General features: G+C 51.4%; 18 protein-coding genes and 1 tRNA gene. 5 read left to right on the top strand and 14 right to left on the bottom strand.

The genetic code is table 11. From position 1 onward, the window contains the following. Window positions 1–8 precede the first annotated feature (8 nt). On the top strand, window positions 9–473 hold the full coding sequence (locus tag LG202_RS03950) for a type II secretion system protein (RefSeq protein ID WP_459724464.1): 465 nt from the start codon (window positions 9–11) through the stop codon (window positions 471–473). Between the two features lie 83 nt (window positions 474–556). Here LG202_RS03950 and LG202_RS03945 read toward each other — a convergent pair. The 8 genes from LG202_RS03945 to rpsF form a co-directional block, all read right to left on the bottom strand. Next, window positions 557–646 (bottom strand) — tRNA-Ser (locus tag LG202_RS03945). A gap of 150 nt (window positions 647–796) precedes the next feature. Next, the gene (gene radA, locus LG202_RS03940) at window positions 797–2,158 is read right to left on the bottom strand and encodes a DNA repair protein RadA (protein ID WP_230347110.1); all 1,362 of its coding nucleotides are present in this window, start codon (window positions 2,156–2,158) and stop codon (window positions 797–799) included. Beyond that, window positions 2,158–3,231, bottom strand: a complete 1,074-nt coding sequence (gene alr, locus LG202_RS03935) for an alanine racemase (protein WP_230347109.1) — start codon at window positions 3,229–3,231, stop codon at window positions 2,158–2,160. The genes radA and alr overlap by 1 nt, the downstream gene beginning before the upstream one ends. Window positions 3,232–3,233: 2 nt before the next feature. Further along, a complete protein-coding gene (gene dnaB / locus LG202_RS03930; RefSeq protein ID WP_230347108.1) occupies window positions 3,234–4,619 on the bottom strand; it encodes a replicative DNA helicase in 1,386 nt (461 codons plus the stop codon). Window positions 4,620–4,737: 118 nt separating this feature from the next. Further along, entirely contained in the window at window positions 4,738–5,184 is a 447-nt protein-coding gene (rplI, locus tag LG202_RS03925) for a 50S ribosomal protein L9 (protein ID WP_230347107.1), read from the bottom strand. An 11-nt stretch (window positions 5,185–5,195) separates the two neighbouring features. Continuing rightward, entirely contained in the window at window positions 5,196–5,423 is a 228-nt protein-coding gene (rpsR, locus tag LG202_RS03920; RefSeq protein WP_230341869.1) for a 30S ribosomal protein S18, read from the bottom strand. Window positions 5,424–5,435: 12 nt separating this feature from the next. Next, window positions 5,436–5,735, bottom strand: coding sequence for a primosomal replication protein N (priB, locus tag LG202_RS03915; RefSeq protein WP_230347106.1), 300 nt, complete (start codon window positions 5,733–5,735; stop codon window positions 5,436–5,438). A gap of 3 nt (window positions 5,736–5,738) precedes the next feature. After that, on the bottom strand, window positions 5,739–6,119 hold the full coding sequence (rpsF, locus tag LG202_RS03910) for a 30S ribosomal protein S6 (RefSeq protein ID WP_230347105.1): 381 nt from the start codon (window positions 6,117–6,119) through the stop codon (window positions 5,739–5,741). 303 nt (window positions 6,120–6,422) lie between these two features. Between rpsF and pgi the strand changes: the two genes are divergently transcribed. Beyond that, window positions 6,423–8,075, top strand: coding sequence for a glucose-6-phosphate isomerase (pgi, locus tag LG202_RS03905; protein WP_230347104.1), 1,653 nt, complete (start codon window positions 6,423–6,425; stop codon window positions 8,073–8,075). Between the two features lie 71 nt (window positions 8,076–8,146). On the opposite strand, the gene LG202_RS03900 is transcribed toward pgi, so the two are convergent. From LG202_RS03900 to LG202_RS03885, 4 genes are read right to left on the bottom strand one after another with little or no spacing between them, the layout of a single operon-like run. Then, window positions 8,147–9,085, bottom strand: a complete 939-nt coding sequence (locus LG202_RS03900) for a S49 family peptidase (protein ID WP_230347103.1) — start codon at window positions 9,083–9,085, stop codon at window positions 8,147–8,149. Then, window positions 9,078–9,440, bottom strand: a complete 363-nt coding sequence (locus LG202_RS03895) for a Rieske 2Fe-2S domain-containing protein (RefSeq protein ID WP_230347102.1) — start codon at window positions 9,438–9,440, stop codon at window positions 9,078–9,080. The genes LG202_RS03900 and LG202_RS03895 overlap by 8 nt, the downstream gene beginning before the upstream one ends. Further along, window positions 9,419–10,075: an HAD-IIIA family hydrolase gene (locus LG202_RS03890; RefSeq protein ID WP_230347101.1), complete on the bottom strand. Its 657-nt coding sequence runs from the start codon at window positions 10,073–10,075 to the stop codon at window positions 9,419–9,421. Before LG202_RS03890 ends, LG202_RS03895 begins: the two co-directional genes overlap by 22 nt. Beyond that, window positions 10,068–11,051 (bottom strand): RluA family pseudouridine synthase, encoded by a 984-nt coding sequence (locus LG202_RS03885; protein WP_230347100.1) that lies wholly within the window; start codon window positions 11,049–11,051, stop codon window positions 10,068–10,070. The genes LG202_RS03890 and LG202_RS03885 overlap by 8 nt, the downstream gene beginning before the upstream one ends. A 586-nt stretch (window positions 11,052–11,637) precedes the next feature. Here LG202_RS03885 and LG202_RS03880 point away from each other — a divergent pair. Then, window positions 11,638–14,343, top strand: coding sequence for an Rne/Rng family ribonuclease (locus LG202_RS03880; RefSeq protein WP_230347099.1), 2,706 nt, complete (start codon window positions 11,638–11,640; stop codon window positions 14,341–14,343). Between the two features lie 131 nt (window positions 14,344–14,474). Here the strand turns inward: LG202_RS03880 and uvrB are convergent, their stop codons facing one another. After that, window positions 14,475–16,514 (bottom strand): excinuclease ABC subunit UvrB, encoded by a 2,040-nt coding sequence (gene uvrB, locus LG202_RS03875; protein WP_230347098.1) that lies wholly within the window; start codon window positions 16,512–16,514, stop codon window positions 14,475–14,477. 117 nt (window positions 16,515–16,631) lie between these two features. On the opposite strand from uvrB, the gene LG202_RS03870 reads away from it, so the two are divergent. Both LG202_RS03870 and LG202_RS03865 read left to right on the top strand, forming a co-directional pair. Beyond that, window positions 16,632–17,684 carry a trypsin-like peptidase domain-containing protein gene (locus LG202_RS03870; RefSeq protein ID WP_230347097.1) on the top strand — a complete coding sequence of 351 codons (1,053 nt, stop codon included), beginning with the start codon at window positions 16,632–16,634 and terminating at the stop codon, window positions 17,682–17,684. 219 nt (window positions 17,685–17,903) lie between these two features. After that, the gene (locus LG202_RS03865; protein ID WP_230347096.1) at window positions 17,904–19,097 is read left to right on the top strand and encodes a pyridoxal phosphate-dependent aminotransferase; all 1,194 of its coding nucleotides are present in this window, start codon (window positions 17,904–17,906) and stop codon (window positions 19,095–19,097) included. A gap of 84 nt (window positions 19,098–19,181) precedes the next feature. On the opposite strand, the gene LG202_RS03860 is transcribed toward LG202_RS03865, so the two are convergent. Continuing rightward, a complete protein-coding gene (locus LG202_RS03860; RefSeq protein ID WP_230347095.1) occupies window positions 19,182–24,077 on the bottom strand; it encodes an autotransporter domain-containing protein in 4,896 nt (1,631 codons plus the stop codon). Between the last annotated feature and the right edge of the window lie 35 nt (window positions 24,078–24,112).

Genomic DNA, 24,112 nt, shown 5'->3' with positions numbered 1-24,112 from the left:
AACAAGGCATGGCGCTGATAGGAGCGCTATTTGTCATTCTACTCATGGGGTTGGCGCTGGCAGAGGCAGGCAACCGCTGGAGCAACATGCAAAGACGTGAACGCGAGCAAGAGTTGCTCAAGGTCGGCGATACCATCCGCAAGGCCATAGGCAGCTATTACAATTTATCGCCCGGCATGGTGAAGCAATTCCCTCCCACACTGGAATCATTATTGAAAGATGACCGCTTCCCCAACCCGCAACGCCACCTGCGCAAGCTCTATATCGACCCCGTGACACAACGAGAAGGCTGGGGCCTGCTCTACGCCCCAAGCGGCGGTATTATGGGCATCTACAGCCTATCAGGGGGACGCCCTTTCAAAACACGTAACTTCCCTGCACCCTACCAAGACTTTGAAAAGAAAAAAGCCTATATCGATTGGATATTTGCTTATATGCCAGAGATGGATAACAGCACCATGCCTACTGAATAAGCACCCATGCAAGAAAAGGAAACAACAAATGCTCTGCACAAATAAAAAAAGCCCCGATCAATGATCGGGGCTTTTTAATATCCTGGCGGAGAGGGAGGGATTCGAACCCTCGACAGAGTTGCCCCTGTGCCACCTTTCCAGGGTGGTGACTTAAACCACTCATCCACCTCTCCGCAAAACGAGGCCGGATTATATATTAAATCTCCGGAACAGACCAAGTGTTTTGGCTAAAAACGCTTATTTTTATCATGCAATCTATGTTGATAAAGCTCCCAAAAAATCATAAATGCTGCCAAATCATTGCGTTATCAATTAACTAGCTCTCAACCATTACGCAATAACTGCAAGGCCTGATCCAGACGCTCAACGCCCTTGACCTCCATGCCAGCAATCGCCTGTTTAGGCAAGTTAGACTTGGGCACAATCGCATGAGTAAAGCCAAGCTTGGCTGCCTCGCGCAAGCGCTCCTGTCCACGCTGGACTGGGCGAACCTCCCCTGCCAAACCGACCTCGCCAAACACGATTAATTTATTGTTCAGGGGTTTGTTTTTCAGCGAAGAAACAATAGCAAGCAATACGGCCAGGTCTACCGCAGGCTCACTGATTCTCACACCGCCCACTGCATTGATGAATACATCCTGATCAAAGCAGGCAACCCCGGCGTGACGGTGCAAGACAGCGAGCAACATGGCGAGCCTGTTTTGTTCCAAACCAACGCACAGTCGCTTGGGATTAGGCGCATGGGCCTCGTCAACCAATGCCTGCACTTCCACCAATAAAGGCCTGCTACCTTCCTGCGTCACAGTAATACAGGAGCCTGCTACCTCTTCGGCATGGTGCGACAGGAACAAGGCGGAAGGATTGCTGACCTCGCGCAAGCCTTTTTCCGTCATGGCAAATACGCCCAGCTCGTTCACGGCACCAAAGCGGTTCTTGAAAGCCCTCACCAACCGAAAGCTGGAGTTCTGGTCACCCTCAAAATACAACACGGTATCAACAATATGCTCCAGCACACGTGGCCCGGCCAATGCACCTTCTTTGGTCACATGGCCAACTAGGATCATGGTGACGCCAGCCTGCTTGGCAAAACGTGTCAGTTGCGCGGAACACTCACGTACTTGCGCTACGGAACCAGGAGCAGACTGCAAAGCCTCGGAATACAGGGTTTGTATTGAGTCGATTACCGCAACCTCGGGTTTGTGTTGTTGCAAGGTAGCGAGGATTTTTTCCAGGCTGATTTCGGCCAATAGCTCTACCGGCCCGGCGTCAAGGCCTAATCGCTTGGCGCGCATGGCAATCTGCTGTGCGGACTCCTCTCCCGACACATATAACGCCTTACGTGCACTGCTGATATGGCATAAGGTCTGTAACAGCAAGGTAGATTTACCGATGCCTGGATCACCACCAATCAACACTACACCACCGGGTACTAAGCCGCCACCGAGGACACGATCAAACTCATGGATACCTGTTGGATGTCGTGGCACATCTGCCGCTTCGACATCAGCTAGCTTTTGCAAGCCACTGGATTGGGCAAGAGCTGCGTAGCGGTTCTGACTGGTGGTAGTTTCAACTACGCTTTCAACGAGTGTATTCCAAGCCATGCAGGAAGGGCACTGCCCTTGCCACTTTGGGGTTTGCCCACCGCATTCGGTGCAGCTATATACCGTTTTTGCTTTTGCCATCAGCCCGTCACCTTGAACACTACACGTGGCGCCACGGCACACAATAATTCATATCCAACCGTACCCGCCGCCTCTGCCACGGCATCCACAGGGACTAGCCCGCCCCACAGCTCAACAACACTACCGACACCAGCATTGGGCAAGTGAGTGATATCCGCGACCAGCATATCCATGGAAACACGGCCCAGCGTTTGTGTCAGTTGCCCATCAACTGCGATAGGCGTGCCATTGGGGGCGTGGCGTGGATAACCATCTGCATAACCGCAGGCTACAATCGCCACCCTGGTGGTTTGTGTAGCAGTAAACCTAGCGCCATAACCGAGAATTTCACCGGGCTCCAGGGTTTGAACTGCAATCACCTCAGTCGTGAAATGCATGGCTGGCTGCAAACCGAAGCTGGCAGCCGTCACACCAGTTACCGGTGTGGCACCATAAAGGATAATACCTGGCCTGACCCAGTCGCGATGCGCCTCCGGGAAGCGCAAGATAGCGGCTGAATTTGCCAGGCTTACGGGATAAGATGTACCTGCAGTTGCTTCATCGAACACACCTAACTGGCTAGCAATACCGCCCTCATCATCTGCTGTCGCAAAATGCGTCATCAATTGAATAGCAGCTACCCCTGGGCAGGCTTCAAGCCGTTGCAAAGCAGCGTTATATGTCTGCGGCTTAAATCCCAAGCGGTTCATGCCACTGTTCATTTTGAGAAACACTGAAACAGGCTTGGGCAGTGTTGCGGCCTTCGCCTCCAGCATGGCTAGTTGGGCATCATGATGCACCACAATGCTGACATCATGCATGGCAGCAGCATCTAACTCATCTGCGCTGAATACGCCCTCTAATAACAATAACTGCTGGCTATACCCCGCTTCACGCAAAGCCAATGCTTCGCCCAGGCGCAACACGCCAAAGCCATCGGCATCTTCCAGGCCAGGTGCGGCACGCAACAAACCATGCCCATAGGCATCAGCCTTAACCACAGCCAATACCTTGGAAGCAGGCGCATGACGCCGCACCAATTGTAAATTATGGCGCAAAGCGCCTAGGTCAATTGTCGCCTTGGTTGCGCGCATGCTTACTCATCATAGTTATCGTGATATTGCCCAACGAAATTCTCGAAGCGGGTATTTTCGCCCAGGAAGGTCAAGCGCACGCGCCCAATTGGGCCGTTACGTTGCTTGGCGATGATGATCTCAGCAGTACCTTTATCCGGGCTATCCGGGTTATAGACTTGATCGCGGTAGATGAACAAAATCAAGTCAGCATCCTGCTCGATCGCCCCGGATTCACGTAAATCCGACATGACCGGGCGTTTGTCCGGGCGCTGCTCCACGCTACGGTTAAGCTGTGACAAAGCGATCAAAGGGACATTCAGCTCTTTCGCCAAGGCCTTGAGCGAGCGAGAGATTTCAGAAATTTCCGTGGCACGGTTCTCACTCTTGCCACCTGTGGATGTGCCAGTCATCAACTGCAAGTAGTCAATGACGATCAAGCCAAGTTCGCCTACTTGCCGGTGCAACCGGCGCGCACGTGCGCGAACTTCAAAAGAACTGAGGCCTGCACCCTCATCAATAAAGATAGGCGCTTCATTGAGCTTGCCCAGCGCCGTTGTCAAACGTACCCAGTCTTCGTCCTCTAGGTTACCGTTACGCATTTTATGCTGGTCAAGCTTGCCGATAGAACCAATCATACGCGTCACGAGCTGTGTGGCACCCATTTCCATGGAGAATACCGCAACGGGTTTGCCAGTATCGAGGGCGACATTCTCGGCAATATTCAGCGAGAAGGAAGTCTTACCCATGGATGGACGCCCTGCCACGATGATCAAATCGCCCGGTTGCATACCTGAGGTCATGCCATCCAGATCAGTAAAGCCGGTAGGAATACCCGTCACATCGCTGTGATTGTCACGCTGGTAGAGGTAATCAATGCGGTCAGCCACCTGAGGCAACAGGGTCTTCATATCCAGAAAACCCTGCGTCGAGCGCTTGCCGCCTTCGGCAATCTGGAAAATCTTGGCCTCGGCTTCATCCAGCAATTGCTGGGCATCGCGCCCCAGTGGGTTGTAAGCACTCTCGGCAATATTGGAACCAACTTCAACCAGCTTGCGCATCACAGAGCGTTCACGCACGATTTCGGCATAACGGCGAATATTGGCTGCGGTCGGCGTGTTCTGCGCTAATGCCGCGAGGTATGCCAAGCCGCCCACGCTGGAAAGCTCAGCAGAGTTTTCCAGCGACTCTGCTACGGTTACAATATCCGCAGGCCTGCTGCGCTCGAACAGGCGGCCGATATGCTGAAAAATCAGCTTGTGGTCATGCCGGTAAAAATCATCAGGCCCGAGAACATCCGCGATGCGATCCATCGCTTCATTTTCAAGCAACAAGCCGCCCAATACGGATTGCTCGGCCTCTACGGAATGCGGGGGAAGTTTTAGGGATTCTAGTGTGTCATCAGCCATGGCGCATTATAGCAATTAGGCTTATGGCTTGGTGCTGCACTGCAATATAAGTCGTCGACAAAAAACAAAAAGGGCTGCCGAAGCAGCCCTTTCAATGGCGTAAAAGCCTTGTCTAATTTTATTCGCCGAGTACGGAAACCGTGATTTCAACGACAACATCGTGGTGTAGCGCAATGTTGATTTGGTGATCACCAATCACCTTCAAAGGACCGTCTGGCAGGCGAACTTCAGCCTTAGCAGTCTCAAAGCCTTGGGCAGTCAGAGCTTCAGCAATATCACCAGTAGTCACAGAACCGAACAGACGACCATCCACACCTGCCTTTTGAGACACTTGCAGCAGGAAGCCAGCCAGCTTTTCGCCACGCTTTTGTGCAGCAGCCAATTGCTCAGCCTGTTGCTTTTCCAGTTCTGCACGACGCGCTTCAAATTCAGCCTTGTTAGCTTCAGTTGCACGCTTGGCCTTGCCTTGAGGGATCAGGAAGTTACGACCATAGCCGTCCTTTACCTTAACGATGTCACCAAGATTGCCCAGATTAACTACTTTTTCCAACAAAATAATTTGCATGGTGTCACCTCTTAGTGCTTGTCAGTATATGGCAGAAGAGCAAGGAAGCGAGCGCGCTTCACTGCAGTAGTCAGCTGACGCTGATACTTGGCCTTGGTACCAGTAATACGAGCTGGGATGATCTTGCCATTTTCGTTGATGAAATCCTTCAACAGATCAGCATCCTTGTAATCTACTTGCTTGATGCCCTCTGCCGAGAAACGGCAGTAGCGGCGGCGTTTGAACATGTCACGTGCCATGATAAAAACCTTTCAGATAATTCTTTCTAATGTTTGTATATGCAATACCAGTTGTGAGCTTTTGAGACTGCGCTTTGCCAGAAACCCGGTGACTTTCACCTGGGTACCCGAATTGATCTCCTGCACTTCCAGTGCCAACGGCCCTATGGCCACACTGGACACATCACATTCAACCTTGCGCTTCATTCCCGCTTCGACCTGTTCAGATAAATGTTTCAGGACGAAACTCAATACTGGTATTCCTGCTGGGGTGTATCGCAGTTCGGCAACTTGCGCGAACTCGCCACTCAACTCCAGCCGATTTAAACTCACTACTTAAGCTGTAGCTTGCTCTGCTGCAGGGGCAGCATCATCCTTAGCCAACAATGACTTGGACTTCTCTTCCTTCATCATTGGGGATGGCGCAGTGACTGCTTCGCTAGTATTCAGTGTCAGGTGACGCAATACTGCATCGTTGAACTTGAATGCGTGCTCAAGCTCATCCAACACTGCTTGACTAGCTTCAATATTCATCAGCACGTAATGTGCCTTGTGGATTTTCTGGATTGGGTATGCCAGTTGGCGACGGCCCCAATCTTCCAGGCGATGGATAGTACCGCCATTGGAAGTCACCAGTGTGCGATAACGCTCGATCATCGCTGGCACTTGCTCGCTTTGGTCCGGATGGACGATAAAAACGATTTCATAATGTCGCATAGAAACTCCTTTTGGATTAACAGCCTCCCGTATGCGCAACGGTAAGGCAAGGTGGAAAACCCGCAACTATAGCTAAAAAATATCAATTAATCAATCACAACCTGCATCGCGCCATTACCCTCAAAATAATGCCCCACATACTAAAATTGTCTATTTACTCAGAATTGAATAGAATCATTAGGATTGAATCTGGTCATTTATATGCAGCAAGCTGTTCGGATTGACATGCCAGCTTACGCCAATACCTCAACACGCGATGACCAACCCACTTTAAAAAGATTACCAATAAACCTATAAGCCGCAATGACAAACCCAACAAACTGTCCGGTCTGGCATGACCTTAGCGCCCACTATCAAGAAATCCTTCCCCTGCAAATGCGGGATATGTTTACCAAGGATGGGCGTCGATTTGAAAAATTCTCCCTGAAATCCGAAGGCTTGCTGCTGGACTACTCCAAGCACCGCATCACCGATGAGACATTGCCGCTGCTATTCAAGCTGGCACGCGACTCCAAGGTAGAAGAATGGCGTGACCGCATGTTTGCCGGCGAGAAGATCAACTTCACCGAAAACCGTGCCGTATTGCACACCGCCCTCCGCAACCGCAGCAACACACCTATATATGTTGACGACAAGGACGTCATGCCCGAGGTCAACCGTGTGCTGGCGCAAATGCGCAAATTCAGCAACGGCATCCGTTCTGGCGCATGGAAAGGCTACTCAGGCAAGCGCATCACTGACATTGTCAATATCGGCATCGGCGGCTCTGATCTTGGCCCAGTGATGGTCTGCGGCGCCCTCAAACCTTATGCTCAAGCTGACCTGAACGTCCATTTCGTTTCCAATATTGATGGCACCCACCTTGCACAAACACTGGAGCAATGCGATCCAGAAACGACGCTATTCATCGTCGCCTCGAAGACATTCACCACCCAAGAAACCATGACCAATGCGCACTCCGCGCGCCAATGGTTCTTGCAAGCAGCCGAGGATGAAGCACACGTTGCAAAACACTTTGTTGCCATTTCCACCAATGCAAATGAAGTCAGCAAGTTTGGTATAGATGCTGACAACATGTTTGAATTCTGGGACTGGGTGGGCGGACGCTATTCGCTCTGGTCTGCGATTGGATTATCAATTGCCATTTACATCGGCATGGACCATTTTGAGGAACTATTGCAAGGTGGCCATGATATTGACCTGCATTTCAAGAACACACCACTGGAACAAAACATTCCTGTGATCATGGCTTTGCTGGGTGTTTGGTACAACAACTTCTTTGGTGCAGACAGTGTTGCCATACTGCCATACGATCAAGGACTGGCACGCTTTCCTGCCTACCTGCAGCAGGCAGATATGGAAAGCAATGGTAAGTTCGTTGCCCGCGATGGCCGCATCGTGCAATGCACCACTGGCCCTATCATCTGGGGTGAGGCTGGCACCAACGGCCAGCATGCGTTTTATCAGCTCATCCACCAAGGCAATCGCCTGATTCCTTGCGACTTCATGATGCCGCTGGAAAGCCAATATAGTGTGGGCAAAGGCGGCAACGAACATCACCTGATTTTGCTTGCCAACTGCTTCGCACAAACCAGTGCATTGATGCAAGGCAAGACATTGGATGAAGCCAAGGCTGAATTGGTTGCACAAGGTCTCAGTGGCGAAGAGCTGGAAACCTTACTGCCTCACAAGGTCTTTGAAGGTAACCGACCCAGCACCACAATCTTGTTCGAGAAGCTCACCCCAAGGATGCTGGGTAAGCTGATTGCTATCTATGAGCACAAGATATTTGTGCAAGGCATTATCTGGAACATCAACTCTTTCGATCAATGGGGCGTGGAATACGGCAAGCAAATCGCCAAGAAGATCCTGCCTCAGCTAGACGATGGCAAGGAGTCCACCGAGTATGACAGCTCCACCAACGGATTGATGAATTACTTCAAGTTCAGCAAATAATGTATTGATCTAAAAATAAAAAAGCCACGAATATTCGTGGCTTTTTTATTGCACTGTCTAGTTGAAATTATTTATTCCAAACCAAATTTCTTACCGAGAAAACTTGCACTGACACTTGCACCCAGTCGCTTGGCAAAGCGATCTGCCAAGCCTTCCTTGGCGGTAAAATCTACCAAGTTCTCTTGCTTGATCACTTCACGAGCAACATAATCAGAGCTACCGAAAGCATCGGCCAAGCCCATCTCCACACTGCTCTCGCCACTCCAAAATAAACCACTAAAGGTTTCTGGAGTTTCCTTGAGGCGCTTACCACGCCCCTCACGCACAACGGTAATAAATTGTGCATGGATCTGGTCCAACATCTGCTGTGCAAATTCCTTGTGCTTAGGATTCACAGGAGAGAACGGGTCCAGCATGGCTTTATTACTACCTGCCGTCATCAAACGACGCTCAACACCAACCTTCTCCATGACCCCAGTAAACCCAAAACCATCCATCAACACGCCAATTGAGCCCACAATGCTGGCTTTATCTACATAAATTTTGTCGGCTGCAACGGCAATGTAATAGCCACCTGAAGCACAAATATCCTGCACCACAGCATAAACCGGAATATTGGGATGCAGCTTACGTTGACGCTTAATTTCATCATTGATCATGCCCGCCTGTACTGGGCTACCACCAGGGCTATTGATACGCAGGATGATACCTTTGGTGCCTTTGCTATCGTAGGCAGACTTCAAGCTGGCAATCACGGTATCCGCATTCACCACATCATCACTGCCAATCACGCCATTGATATCGATTAATGCCGTATGCTCCACCGAGGCACTAGACCCTTCGCTCCAACCCGTGACATAAAAAAGCACGATAAACAGGTAAAGAAACCCAAGCGACTTGAAGAAAATGCCCCACTGCCGTGAACGCCGCTGCTCCTTGACCGAAGCCAAGGCAAGCTGATGCAATGTTTCACGCTCCCAGTTGGAGCTATTAGGATAATTGTCAGACATTCGTTAAGTTTTCCAGGTTAATCAATATTTGCTGTCCCAACTCTTGCACTGGTACAGAGCGCAGCTTACGTCCATGGCACGGACCTGCAACACAGAAACCAGTTTCAGGCCGGAAATGCGCACCATGCACCGCACAGATCAGATATTGCCGCGTGAAATCAAAAAATTCGCCATAATTCCAATCCAACTCTACCGGAACATGGGCACATTGATTGACGTAGGCATAGACCTTGCCACCAAATCGGACTACAAATCCAGTGACATACTGACCAAGCTCCGGAAGATCGAAGCGCACACCATTACCTCCATCTACCAAATCCTGGCTTAAGCAAATCAGGCGTTCGTTTCCAGCCATTGACCGAGTGTAGCAAAATCATCGAAATGCGCCAGCGGAGAATGCGCGAGCAAGCGCTCTAGGGGATGTGCACCATATGTCACGCCCAAGCTAGCAACCTTGGCATTCTGCGCCATTTGCAAGTCAAAGCTTGTATCACCGACCATCAGGGCACGTTCAGGCTCAACGCCAAACTCATCCATCAACTCAAGAAGCATTTGCGGATGAGGCTTAGATTGGCACTCATCTACACAACGCGTTCCATGCATGAACTCACCCAAGCCACTGTGTTCCAGTGCGTGATTCAGGCCACGACGACCTTTACCTGTCGCCACAGCCAGCATGTACCCTTGCTGATTAAGCCTGGCAACCGTATCGTACGCTTGATCAAACAATACGACATCATCCTGATGCGCACTGTAATGTACATTGTAACGCGCTGCCATCTGCTGGATTTGTTCCTGGCTAATCACACCGAATAATTGCTGAATGGCTTCTCTCAGCCCCAAACCGATAATACTGCTGGCAGCCTCATTCCCTGGATCAGGTAAGCCCGCCTCAACAGCCCCTTTACGAATGCTATCAACAATAATCTGCGTGGAATTGGCCAGCGTACCGTCCCAATCAAAAACAATCAGGTCAAAACGCTTAGTCATGTGTAGGCTCCGCGCTTAACACCTGAACAAATTTCTCAAGTTCCTTCGGTAACGGTGCGATTAATTTCAATTTTTCTCCATTCACTGGATGTCGTAAATTCGTTTCGGCAGAATGTAGGAACATGCGTTTTAATCCGCGTTTTTGCAGGGATTTATTTAAGGAGAAATCTCCATACTTATCATCCCCCGCGATCGGGAAGCCCAGGTGCGACAATTGCACACGTAATTGATGCGTGCGACCAGTCACAAGTTGAGCCTCCAGCAAAGTAAACTCACCAAGCGGCTTACGCAGGTAAAAAATTGTTTCTGAGTCCTGCCCATCATCCTGCACCGCTACTCGACGCTCACCACTGGACAGTACAAACTTATGCAAAGGCAGCTTAACTCGACGCTTCTGGTCAGTCCACTTCCCATGCACCAGCACCAGATAGCGCTTGTCAGTCTGGTTATTACGAATCGCATCATGCAAGTTAACGAGTGCGGCGCGTTTTTTGGCCAGTAGCAGCACACCGGAAGTTTCCCTATCCAGGCGATGTACCAGCTCCAAAAACTTGGCATGAGGGCGCTCTAGGCGCAACTGCTCAATCACGCCACGACTGATGCCACTACCGCCATGTACGGCAAATCCTGCAGGCTTATCGATTACCAGCAGTGCCTCATCCTCAAAAATAATGGCGTCATCAAACTTTGACACCTGTGGCTTGGCCACAGACTCTACCTGCGGCTGCTGCGCCATACGCACCGGGGGCACACGTACCTGGTCACCTAGATTCAACTTAGCGCTGGAATCAACACGCTTGCTATTTACACGCACCTCACCACTGCGCAGGATGCGATAAATATGGCTTTTGGGGACACCTTTGAGGATTTTGGCCAGGAAATTATCAATTCGTTGACCTTCACTGGCTTCATCTACGGTAAGCAGGTTGACAGCGGCGGGATTAAATTGATTTCTTGTTTTGCTTAAATTAGTCATCTCACCTATACTACGACCATCTTGAGGTAAATGCGCTAAGCGCTTCTTCAAGAATGACAACTGGAATGAAAAAATACCTTGGTTAACTCGCTCGCCAATGAACATCAAGTAGCGATTTGCAATAAAAATGCGCTCTAGCCGCCGCAGACCAAATAGCTCATGTGGCGCATCAGCCCAGGATATACTGAAAAAATAGCATATTAGCCGATAATGACGGCTAATCCGAGACAGAAATAGACGTACCGGGGTTTAGACCCAATAGTTTACGAAAGCTTTCGTTAACAAATTCAAGCTGATACCGTGGCACAACGGTGTTAGAAAATCTTTTTCCGGGTGGCCCAAGACGACACCTTACAAACTGCACTAAAACGCACATTAGGAAAAAGCAGCCTGAAGGCAAAGAACTGCCTAGGTGAAAAATTGAGAAACTATTGCTTCGCGTTACCTCCTGCGGACTTTGATCTGCTCGTATCGTGTTGTTATCGCCCGCCTACATTGAGCAGGCGCATACATTGAAGTTTCAGTCATACCGCTGCTGCCCCAAAGCCACGGCCTGCTACCCGCTTGAAGAGCGCGGGAGCCCACAATGAAACGCATGCTATTTAATGCGACGCAATCAGAAGAATTACGCGTCGCGATTGTCGACGGACAAAAACTCATCGATCTCGACATCGAGTCCGCCGGCAAAGAACAGCGCAAAAGTAATATCTACAAGGGTGTCATCACCCGCATAGAACCATCCCTTGAAGCCGCCTTTGTCAACTATGGCACTGATCGCCATGGCTTCCTTCCTTTCAAAGAAGTTGCTCGTAGTTATTTTCAGAATGATGGCGATGCAGGCCGTAGCCCACGCATCCAGGATGTACTGAAAGAAGGCCAGGAACTGATTGTTCAGGTCGACAAGGACGAGCGCGGCAATAAAGGCGCAGCTCTGACGACATTTGTGTCACTGGCAGGCCGTTACCTGGTATTGATGCCTAACAATCCACGGGGCGGTGGTGTTTCTCGCCGTATTGAAGGCGAAGAGCGTAACGAATTGCGCGACACCATGGCTCAACTGCAAGTGCCAAGTGGCATGAGCATTATTGCCCGTACCGCTGGTATTGGACGTAGCGTGGAAGAGCTGCAATGGGATCTTAACTACCTGCTGCAACTCTGGACTGCTGTAGAAAGCGCTTCTACCATCCAGAGTGGTCCTTTCCTGATCTACCAGGAAGGTAGCTTGGTTATTCGCGCTATCCGTGACTATTTCCAGCCTGACATTGGCGAAATCCTCATTGATACCCCTGACATTCATGAACAAGCCATCCAGTTCATGAATCATGTGATGCCCAATAATGTGTCACGCGTCAAACTGTATCGCGATGAAATCCCGCTATTCTCCCGCTTCCAGATCGAACACCAGATCGAATCAGCATTCGCCCGCGAAGTACGCCTACCCTCTGGCGGCGCTATCGTCATTGACCACACCGAGGCACTCGTGTCGGTTGACGTTAACTCTGGCCGTTCCACCAAGGGTAGCGACATTGAACAAACGGCATTCAATACCAACCTGGAAGCTGCGGATGAAGTGGCCCGCCAATTGCGCCTACGCGACTTGGGTGGCTTGGTCGTCATTGATTTCATTGATATGGAAAGCCAGCGCAACCAGCGTGAAGTGGAAAACCGCCTGCGCGATGCACTGCACCATGACCGTGCCCGCGTACAGACCGGCAAGATCTCGCGCTTTGGCCTATTAGAGCTTTCCCGCCAGCGCCTGCGCCCTAGCTTGGGTGAAAGCAACCACATTCCTTGCCCACGCTGCCATGGCACCGGCCATATTCGCGGTATTGAATCGACTGCATTGCATATCCTGCGCATCACACAGGAAGAAGCCATGAAGGAAAACAGCGCCATCATCCAGGTACAACTGCCTGTCGAAGCCGCTACCTTCCTGCTCAACGAAAAGCGCTCTGAAATCCACAAGATTGAGCAACGCATGGGCGTACAAGTGGTGTTGATCCCCAATATCCACATGGAAACCCCTAACTACAACATCCTGCGCATCCGTCACGATGATGTAGAAGAAACTGGTCGTGCCAGCTATGAAATGGTCGAGCTACCGTCCGACACCATTGAAACCGCTATCGCACAAGCACCCAAGCCTGCCAAGCCAGAAGCAGCCGTCAAGGGTATTACCCCGGCTTCACCTGCTCCGGCAGCCAAGGAAAAGCCAAGCAGCACCTCCCTACTTGGTCGCTTCAAGTCCTGGCTGGCAAGTGTTACTGCGACCAAGCCAGAAGCTAAGCCACAGGAAGAAAGCCAGCGACGCGACAACAACCGTAACCAGCGACGCAATAATAACCGTCGTAATGAGCGTAACGGCAGCGAACGTAATGGCAACAATGAGCGTCAGCCGCAGAATGAAGCTCGCCAAGAACCGCGCAAAGAGCAACGTGGCAATCAGCAAGAACGCCGCCAGCAACAGCCTGAACAGCGAGCTCAGCAGCCTCGCCAGGAAAAAGCAGAGCGTCCAGAACGAAACGAACGCCAGCCTAAGCCGCAACAAGCGTTGGCAAATCCATCGGCCCAAGCAGACGCACCTGTAGAGGCAAGCCAGGAGCAACGCGGTAATCGTCGTGGTCGTAATGGTCGTCGTGAGCGTCAGCCACGCAACGAAAATGCGAATCGTGAAAACCGTCAACAAGTGGCAGAAGATGTACGTATTACCCCTGAGGCCGTAGCTCCAGCAGAGACACCAGTGCCCGCGGAAGCACCAAAGGCAGCTGTGATCGCTGAAACCACCCCTACTCCGGTCGTCAAGGAAAAGGCTGAAACAGCTCCTGCTGAAACCACAACAACAGCTGAGACGCCAGCATCATTGCCTGCGACTAAAACAGAAGCGGCAGCTGTTGAAGAAAACTTGACTGTAGTGGAGACAGCTCCCAAGCAAGCACCAGCAGAGAAAACATCTGCCAAAAAGCCTGCTGGAGATAAGGTACCTGCAACCGCTGAGCCAGCCCAAGCGACTGAGGTTGCAACTGAGGATGCTACAACGGAAACTGCTGCTGCGAAGCCTGAGAAGAAGCCTCGTGCACCACGTCGCCGCAAGGCTGAAACAGAAAAGCCTGCAGACTTGGCTGACTCAGGTTTGCAACTGGTAGAAACCAAGGCGGATACAGCTCAAGCCGCAGCTCCTGTAGAAGAAGCACCTGCAAAACGTGCAGCACGCAAACCCGCAGCCTGGCAGCAAAAGGCCGCCAAGGATGAAGCTGGCAGCGCAGAACTGGTGATGGTAGAAACACAGAAGTAAAATAAACCACCATAAAAAAGCCCTGACTTGTCAGGGCTTTTTTCTTTCCAAGGGCTGGCTCTAACTACTTAGTACCTTAGACAAGCAGAGGCTATTAAGCTAGTCAGATCATCAAAGCAGATCACGCGTCATTACTCTGCCATTTCATCCGGCACATCCGCACCATAAAAACTGTTTTTGAGCTTCTTCAACTGGTCGCGATAATCAGCAGCCTTTTCAAACTCCAGATTCTTGGCACTATCATGCATGGCTTTTTCCAGACGCTTCATTTCCTTCACTAGCTGCTTCTCGCTCATCTGGCCATAGCTGGCTTGCTCCTCGGCAGCCTTGCGCTCGCGCTGCGCATCCTCCTTGCTGTAGACACCTTCAATGATGTCCTTGATGCGCTTATTAACCCCCTTGGGCGTAATACCATGCTCTGCATTGAAAGCCATCTGTTTCTCGCGGCGACGCTGGGTTTCATCCATCGCCAGCTTCATGGAGCGTGTGACAGTGTTGGCATAGAAAATCACCTTGCCATTCAGGTTACGCGCAGCACGGCCTGCTGTCTGAATCAGCGATCGCGATGAGCGCAAGAAGCCCTCTTTGTCAGCATCCAGCACTGCAACAAGAGACACCTCGGGGATATCCAAGCCCTCACGCAGCAAATTGATACCCACCAGAACATCAAATTCACCAAGGCGCAGATCACGAATAATCTCGACCCGCTCCACGGTATCAATATCAGAGTGTAAATAACGTACTTTCACTCCATGATCAGACAAGTAATCAGTCAGGTCTTCCGCCATGCGCTTGGTCAATGTCGTCGCCAGCACACGCTCGCCCACATCCACGCGCAGCTTGATTTCCGAGAGCAAATCATCAACCTGAGTGTCGGCAGGCTTAATCGTAATCTCAGGATCCACGAGGCCAGTTGGCCTGACCACTTGTTCGACCACACGCTGCTGATGCGCCGCTTCGTAATCAGCCGGAGTCGCACTCACAAAGACGCATTGCGGAATAATGCGCTCAAACTCTTCAAACCTCAGCGGTCGGTTATCCATCGCCGATGGCAGGCGAAAACCGTAATCGACCAGGTTTTCCTTACGTGCGCGGTCACCTTTATACATGCCGCCGACTTGAGGCACGGTGACATGACTTTCATCAATGATCATCAGAGCATTTTTCGGCAGATAGTCGATCAAGGTTGGCGGCGCATCCCCTGGATTACGCCCCGTCAGATGACGGCTGTAATTCTCAATACCCTTGCAGAAGCCTATCTCGTTGAGCATTTCCAGGTCAAAGCGTGTACGCTGCTCAATACGCTGCGCCTCTACTAATTTATTGTTCTTGATGTAGAAATCGACACGATCGCGCAACTCCTGCTTGATAGTCTCCATCGCGCGCACGGTCGCTTCGCGGGCTGTCACGTAGTGGCTGGAGGGGAAAATGCGGAAATTATGAATCTTGTTGAAAATCTGCCCGGTGAGTGGGTCAAACAGGGTGATCCCTTCAATTTCGTCATCAAACAGGCTGATACGTACTGCAGTCTCGCTATTTTCCGAAGGGAATACATCCAACACGTCGCCACGTACACGGAACGCGCCACGCGAGAAATCGAAGTCATTGCGCTCATACTGCATCGCGATCAACTTATTGACGATATCGCGCTGGCTGATCTTCATGCCCAGATGAATATGTAACACCATGCCATGATATTCACCTGGGTCGCCAATACCGTAAATCGCTGACACTGTCGCCACGATGATACTGTCTTCACGCTCAAGCAATGCCTTAGTGGCAGAAAGCCGCATCTGCTCGATATGGTCATTAATGCTGGAGTCCTTCTCAATGAACAGGTCACGCGACGGCACATAAGCCTCAGGCTGGTAGTAATCGTAATAGGAAACGAAATACTCAACCGCATTCTCGGGAAAGAACTCCTTGAATTCGGAATACAACTGGGCAGCCAGCGTCTTGTTCGGTGCCATCACGATCGCAGGCCGACCTGTGCGGGCAATGACATTGGCCATGGTATAGGTCTTGCCGGAGCCTGTAACACCCAGCAAGGTCTGAAACTTCAAGCCCTCGTTGATTCCCTCGGTCAACTGCTCTATAGCTGTAGGTTGATCCCCCGCAGGTGGGAATGGCTGAAAAAGCTTGTATTTACTGTTTGGGAAAGTGACAATCACATCAATCACCTATGAGAAGGAATCAGGATTTTAACAGGCCAATGCCCTTCTGCGCGCCTGTTCCTGTGCTTCTTTCCAGCATGTTGCATCTTTTTCCTGGGTTAGCCTGGAGCGAATATGCCTTATCTGCTGCTGTTTGCCGTGCCATGGTTACTTTTTCCGATTGCCTCTGCCTGGGCGATTGACCGGGAAAAGCTCATAGAACCATTCTTCTCCACTGTTATGGTGCGTGCCTATCGCACCGATGGCGGCCTGGGCTATGGCTCTGGCATCATCGTCGCCAGTGACAAGGTATTGACCAATTGCCATGTACTCCGTGAATCCGGCAAGCCCTGGATATCGCGAGGGGAAGATGTTTATCACGTGCAGTCTGTACAGGCAGATGTCTGGCACGATCTCTGCCTGCTACACACAGATCCCCTTCCCTTCAAGCCTGTGACGTTGGGATCAAGCAATGCATTGAAGAAAGGCGAGCAAGTCATTGCTATCGGACACTCCAACGGAGTAGCTGCACCTTTAATCTCGGCAGGAAACATCAAGTCCCTCTATGCCTTGGACGATGCCCACATCATCCGTAGCAGCGCACGCTTTGCCCTAGGCGCCAGCGGTAGCGGCCTGTATAACGAGGCCGGTGAATTGATTGGTATCAATACGTTCAAGACGCTGGGGCGCCAAGCTTATTACTATGCCCTGCCTATCGAATGGTTAAAACAAGTGGAAATGCGTCAGCCGCAAACACGCTTTCCTCTGATCGGGCAAACCTTATGGGAAGCAACAGAACAGTCACGACTTTATTTCCTGATGATAGCAATGCCTGAAATCCAGCAAAACTGGCCCGCTTTACTCCAAGTTGCTTCGCAATGGACAGCAGCCGAACCTGACAATAGCGAGGCATGGTATGAGTTGGGCTACGCGCAAGAACAACTCAAGCAGGCTAAGGATGCTGAAGGCAGCTATCAACATGCCTTGACGTTCGATCCACAAAACACTGATGCCATGTTCCGCCTAGGCTTGCTTGCTGCACAACAAGGTAATCAAGCCAAAGTCCAAGCCATGACGCAATCGCTAAGTCGTATTAGCGAGCAATTGGCTATGGAGTTACGCAAAGCCACCACTTGCGCCTCGGATTGCCCTGTGACACCGGATCAGCCAACATCTGCGACCCCTTAATGCCTGGCCGACAGTGTGAATCACATCCACAACGTCAAAGTGTTAGTAGTAACATCCAGGGCATAATCGACTCAGGCGTGCCCTTAAAAGATCGTCGCGCTCACATATGCACCTCTCCCGGCAAAATATCGTGCAGCTTCATATTCCGCATTATGGATAATGTGAGTAAAATTAACGTTTTGCCGTCGTCTTCATTATTTATCTATAGGATTTTAGATCTTGGAACTCTCGCAGCGCGTTCAATCCATCAAAGAATCACCTACCTTGGCTGTCACCGCCCGTGCCGCAAAACTCAAGGCAGAAGGCCGTGACATTATTGGCCTGGGTGCAGGTGAACCGGATTTCGATACTCCACAGCATATTAAAGACGCTGCAAAAAAAGCGATTGATCAGGGCTTTACCAAATACACCCCTGTTGCGGGCATTCCCGGACTGAAAAAGGCCATTGTTGCCAAGTTCAAGAACGAAAACGGCTTTGACTATACTGACAAAGAAGTGATCGTCGGCGTGGGTGGCAAGCAATGTATTTTCAACCTTGCCCTTGCAGTGTTGAACCCAGGTGATGAAGTCATCGTGCCTGCTCCTTACTGGGTTTCTTATGCAGATATCGCTTTGGTGGCAGGTGCCAAACCAGTGATCATTGAGTGCGGTATTGAGCAAGGTTTCAAGCTTACGGCTGCACAACTGGAAGCGGCGATTACCCCAAAAACCAAACTGTTCATGATCAACTCGCCCTCCAACCCTACCGGCGCAGTCTACTCGCTGGATGAGCTGAAGGCGCTGGGTGAAGTATTGAAAAAGCATCCTCATGTGCTGGTAGCAACGGATGATATGTATGAACACGTCAACCTGACTGGCGAACAGTTCTACAACATTCTCAATGCTACCCCAGAGCTCAAGGATCGCTGCATCGTGCTAAATGGCGTTTCCAAGGCTTACTCCATGACTGGCTGGCGCATCGGTTATGCCGCTGGCCCTGCCCATATCATCAAGGCCATGGAAATCCTGCAATCACAATCCACTTCCAACCCGGCCTCTATCTCACAAGTAGCGGCACAAGCCGCACTGGAAGGCCCGCAGGAGTGCATCACCCCCATGTTGGAAGCCTTCCGCGAACGCCATGAATTTGTCGTCCGACGTTTCAACGAAATGAAGGGCCTGAAATGTATCAAGGCAGGTGGTGCATTCTATGCCTTCCCAGATGCTCGCGAAGCGATCAACAATTTGTTCGCTGCAGGCAAAATCAAGGCTGCCAATGACATGGCCCTTTCTGAATACCTGCTGGAACAAGAAGGCGTTGCCGTCGTACCTGGCTCGGCATTTGGTGCAGAAGGTTACTTCCGTATCTCTTTTGCAACCTCGATGGACAACCTGAAAAACGCACTTGCACGTATCGAGCGCGCCTTGGCTTAAGTCGAAGTAAAATAAATCACTAATAAAAAAGCCTGCTTCAAGCAGGCTTTTTTATTAGTGATGCAAATACTCAAGCGGATGTCATCAGAACTGCCAACTCAGATTAGCTCGAACGCTATGATCCTCCGCCCTGGGTGCATATTGCCCGATGTAGGAGAAGCTCAGGTTGACGCGGTCTGTCGCATAGATATCGACTCCGGCATCGAGCACCACACTCTCACGACGCACTGGCGTACCAGAGATGGAAAACGCATCTCCGCCGGTAAAGGCAAGTTGGGCACGCTCGCGGGTATCACCACTTGCAGCACGCCAAGCGAGCGAGCCACGCAAAACGGCACTACCTTGTCCCTGCCCTAACTGCTGTGCTACACGTAGCCCCAGAGTGGCAAAGGTAGTATCTGTGCCCTGACTGCGGCCATGTAGTGCGGCACCTTGTTTTTCCTGGAAAGCATCGGTATGCACGTAAACATGCGCCAGTGTAATAAATGGCTCCAATGCCAGGCGACCAGCATCCAGACGATAGCCCAAATCAGCAAAACCTTGCATAGTGCGGCCATCATAGTCAGATTTGCTTTGTGCTGAAAGACCGGAAAAAGCCACATTGCGTTGCGTGCTGATGTCATGCCAGCTATGGCTAGCCCCAAGCCTCAGGCTAAGCTGATCCCACTCTGTTCCGCCGTAAACACCAAAGTGATAACTGCGCACGCTGGCAGAAGAGCGCCTGTCACTCAGGCTTTGATTACTGTCGGTATATCCACCCAAAGCACCCACGCGCCAGTTATTGCTCAGTTGAGTATCTGCACCAAACAATAACCCTCCAGTACGTCGGCTCAACCGTGCTGCATTCTGGGTACCGCTATCGTGCCCCCAATTGCCAACCACCTGCGTCCAGGTGGTATATGCACCGCCATCCACGGTACTGTTGTTGCCCATAGCGGCGACTGAGCCAAACGCCTGGCGCACGCGATCCAAAGAGGCATTGCGTACAAAACGGCTGTCTTCGATCAAGGTATTGCGCGCTGAGGCATGGATCTCGCCCGATAATTGATCCAATGCGGCCGCAGTATCCTGCTGTTGCAGTGCGGCATCAAGGAACGAGTTGCTGCCGGCCACCATTAAAGCACCACCAAGCACAGCGCGTTGATTGTGATTCAGGCTGGATTGCACGTTATCAACAGCGGCTTGGTCGATGGATAAGCTGACTTCAACATTATCGAGATTATAAAAAGTGTTCAGGCTAACTAATCCGCCACCCGTCCATGAGCTGGACGAAAACGGCGTGCCCAAAGTGCCATCAGTCGTCAAGATGGTGTAGCGATGGTTGAGCAAATAGCCGCCATTACCGTTTTCCTGCGTCACAGCCAATGTGATGCCACCAAGATTGGAAACACCGGTATCGGTAATATGCACCAAGTCAGACTGACCAGCAGCGTTGACTTCCGCCACATAAGTGCCGCTGAAACCTGCAACTGATCCATACGTTTGGGTACCAACAGAGTTACCTGGGCCTATGGTGCCACTACCAGTCAGTGTGCCACTAAAGATGAAGTTCCCCCCCAGGGTGGCGCTCGTATCAACAACCGCATTGCCTGTGACCACGATAGGTGTGGCAATGGTACCGCCGTGCGTCACCGCACCCTGGCTGAGACTTACATCTCCAGTAATCGTGGTCGCCGCAGTGCGGCTGAACAACACCTGCGCACCTTCGGCAATCAATCCATGATTCAACGTCGTGGCGCTAGCAAAGGTCAGGGCGCTCTGGTTTGCATTCACGACACCATCAATGCTAACCGCACCGTTGAACACAGCGGAGGATGCACCAGTAAGGTTAAGCTCGCCAGCAATAGTGGTTGTGCTGCTGTTAAATTGCAGGGCGGTACTGTCGCTGCTTGATACCCCACCAGCCACCGTCGTGGTGTTGCCATTAAATTGCAATTGAGCATGATCAGTGGCGCTGACATTACTGCCAATGCTGGTATCGCCATTAAATGTGTAACTTGCACCATCGCTTGCCACACTTTGAGCAATGGTCGTCGTACCAGTAAAATTAACGGTAGAACCGGAGCCTGCCACCACACCGCCCTCAATATCCGCACCGTTGGTGAAGACAATAGTTGTACCCTCTCCGCCACTGACACTGCCTGCAATCGGACTGCCATCGGTATTGACCACGGTAGCACCATCTTCCGCACTAACATCATGTATGCCCCTGACTACGCCTATCCACTGCGCACCAGCACCAACTACGAGATTAGTCAGGCCAGTGCGGCCTGCTTCCATGCCATCCAGGTCGACAATATCGCCGCTGGATACCGAGCCATTGGCAAGCGTGAGGTTGATGATGCCATCCAGCCCGTCATTGTTGCGATTAACCTGTAATAGCACACCGTTATTCTGCGTCAGTACCGAACCTGCGCCCACCACGATATTCTGCACCTGCCCTGCCTCAGTCAACTCCGACAAAATGGAAGCACCAACGGCATTGACACGAGTACTGATCAATGTAGCAGTGGCATTATTCAGCAGATAAATGCCAGCTCCCTGCTGGGATGTCAGGCTAGAACCGCTGATCTCAAGCTGGCCGCCGGCCGTAGCAAATGCCGCTGCCACATTGCTTGCCGTAGTCACGACAGATGAATTCTGCAAGCGCACCAGGCCACCCAAGATAGCTGATGCCCCATAAGCATCTTGCCCCGAAGTGATAATACTGCCATGGTCAAACACCACGATGCCTTCAGCACCATCAGGCCAGCCAGCTGATACCCCAAGGGCGCGTTCACCACTGGTCGCAACAGCTATCCCGTTCGCGTGGATCAAGGAGTGCGTACCACTAGACTGTATGCCAACAGCATCATCACCCGAGGTATTGATCACACCTGTCGTCGCCTCGAGTTGGCCCCCGTTGTAGGCATATAAACCGCGACCAATTGCACCCGTGGTCGTGATGCTAATATTGGCCGCTTCTACCTGGGCACCAGCATTTTGCGCAAACAGGCCGTAGGAGTTCTCGCCACTGGTCAAGATACGCACGCCATCGATATTAACTGTCGTTTCCTGCCCTACTGTATCACCGCTAGTCGCAGCCCAGGCCAATACAGCATGAGAGTTTGTACCGATAGTGGAAACCTGCACACCGTTAAGCGTCATGCTACCGCCACTATCAGCACGCACACCATAGCTACGGTTGCTGCCTATCATGCTGATGGTGCTATTTTCCAGCACTACGCTGGCACCACGGGTAGCAACCGCGCCAACAGGTGCATCACTGCCATTGGTGCCAGTCCCGCTAATGATGATCTCGGTGTTATGCGCGGCAACACTTGAACCAGTGCCTGTCGCACTAACGCCACGTCCATAGGCACCCAGGTTGCTCTGGTTAATGGTCACGCCCTCCAGGTTAACCTGGCCGCCATTGCTGGCATTGGCACCATAGGCACGGCTACCTGCTACGCTAATCTCGGTATTCGTCGCCTCGGCCACACTGCCACTGCCATCAGCAACGAGGCCATGGGCGGCCTGCCCTGAAGTTTGTACGCTACCATCATGCAGATTGATCTCGCCTGCACTATAAGCAGCCGCACCATAAGCACCTGCACCTGTCGTGGCAATATCTACCCCCAAACCCTCATAACTGCCACCAGACACAGCCACTACTGCACTGCCGGTGCCAGCATTACTCACCGAGCCACCACTCATGACAATACCACTGGCATCGGATTTCACAACGCCATTCGCTGCTCCATTCACCGTGCCACTGAAATGGCTTGCATTAAGCAAGGCTACAGAATCGTTCGCAGCAATGAGATAGCCATGCTCCACCGCCCAGCTCCCGCCCAACGTTGCGCCATCAAGCTTGATGTTGCCGCCAACCTGGATAGGTTGCGTACTGCTACCGCCACTGGCTGATGCCCCATTTTCCAGTTCGACATTGCCTTCAATGCTAACGACATCATTGCCATTGCTACTGAACACAAAACTAGCGTTATCGCCGATCAAACTACCAGTGACAACCGCACTGCCAGCGAAATTAGCACCAGCCTGCTGTGTTGTACTCCCCTCCGCCAACAAAGTACCTGCAATAGTCGCCCCGGAAGCCACCTGCGCTATGGCACCAGCATCGACAACAACATCACCGCTGGTATCGCCGACGATATCGCCATTGACATACACCTGCCCAGCCAGCAATCTCGACCAATATGTATCAAAGACCGTGACGCCATTATTCCTAGCCTTCAGATACATGGCCCAGAATTGCGATGGCGTACCGCTGGCTGTCTCAGGTGGGTTCCATGAATAAACCAACTCACCATTGAAGTAATACTCGATCAGATTTTCAGCAGGCAGCAGCCTCAAATCCAGAGTATTCCAGCTGCCGTAATTGATCAGGCTGGCGGTTTGCAGCAAGTCGACCCATTCACCTTCATCCCAGACACGCAAATGGCCAGCACCATCCTGATTACTGAAATGAATGATGGGAAATGCAGCCTCATTGTTCACATAGCTGCCTGCCGCCGCCACTGACTCGGGCATGGCACTGCCCCACATACCCGTGTTAACAAAATCAGTCGAAGTCCCAGTTTGCCAATCGCTATTGATCCACAAGTCGCCACGCAGGAAAGAAGCGCCTGCGGAAACCGTGGTGCGCTGAGAATAACCCTGCCAATTATTGAAGGAATCAGTTGTTGCTGGAGGATTGACCGACAACTTCAACGCATCGCGCCCTTCCCACTCGACCAAAGCCAACGCCGGACTTCCACCTCTATCCTGTGTCCAGGCGGATGGATTCATGCTCACTTCGTAAGGGGTATATACCGTGGAATCCGCAAGCGCTATTGCAGCATGGCTCCCGGCATATACCAGCCCAGCAGTCATCATGCTGCTAGCAAGCACCCCTCGCCCGCCCTGGCTAGCTACTGTTTCTGACACCACCAGATACATCTGACGAGCCGCATTCCATATGGTTTTATAAGTGTTATTCACCGTAGTCCCCCCTTAGGATTGATGAATGAGTGAAA

The organism is Methylobacillus methanolivorans, assembly GCF_054588515.1.
Note: the sequence above shows the minus strand (reverse complement) of the source record. Positions and strands in the feature narration are given on the sequence as shown.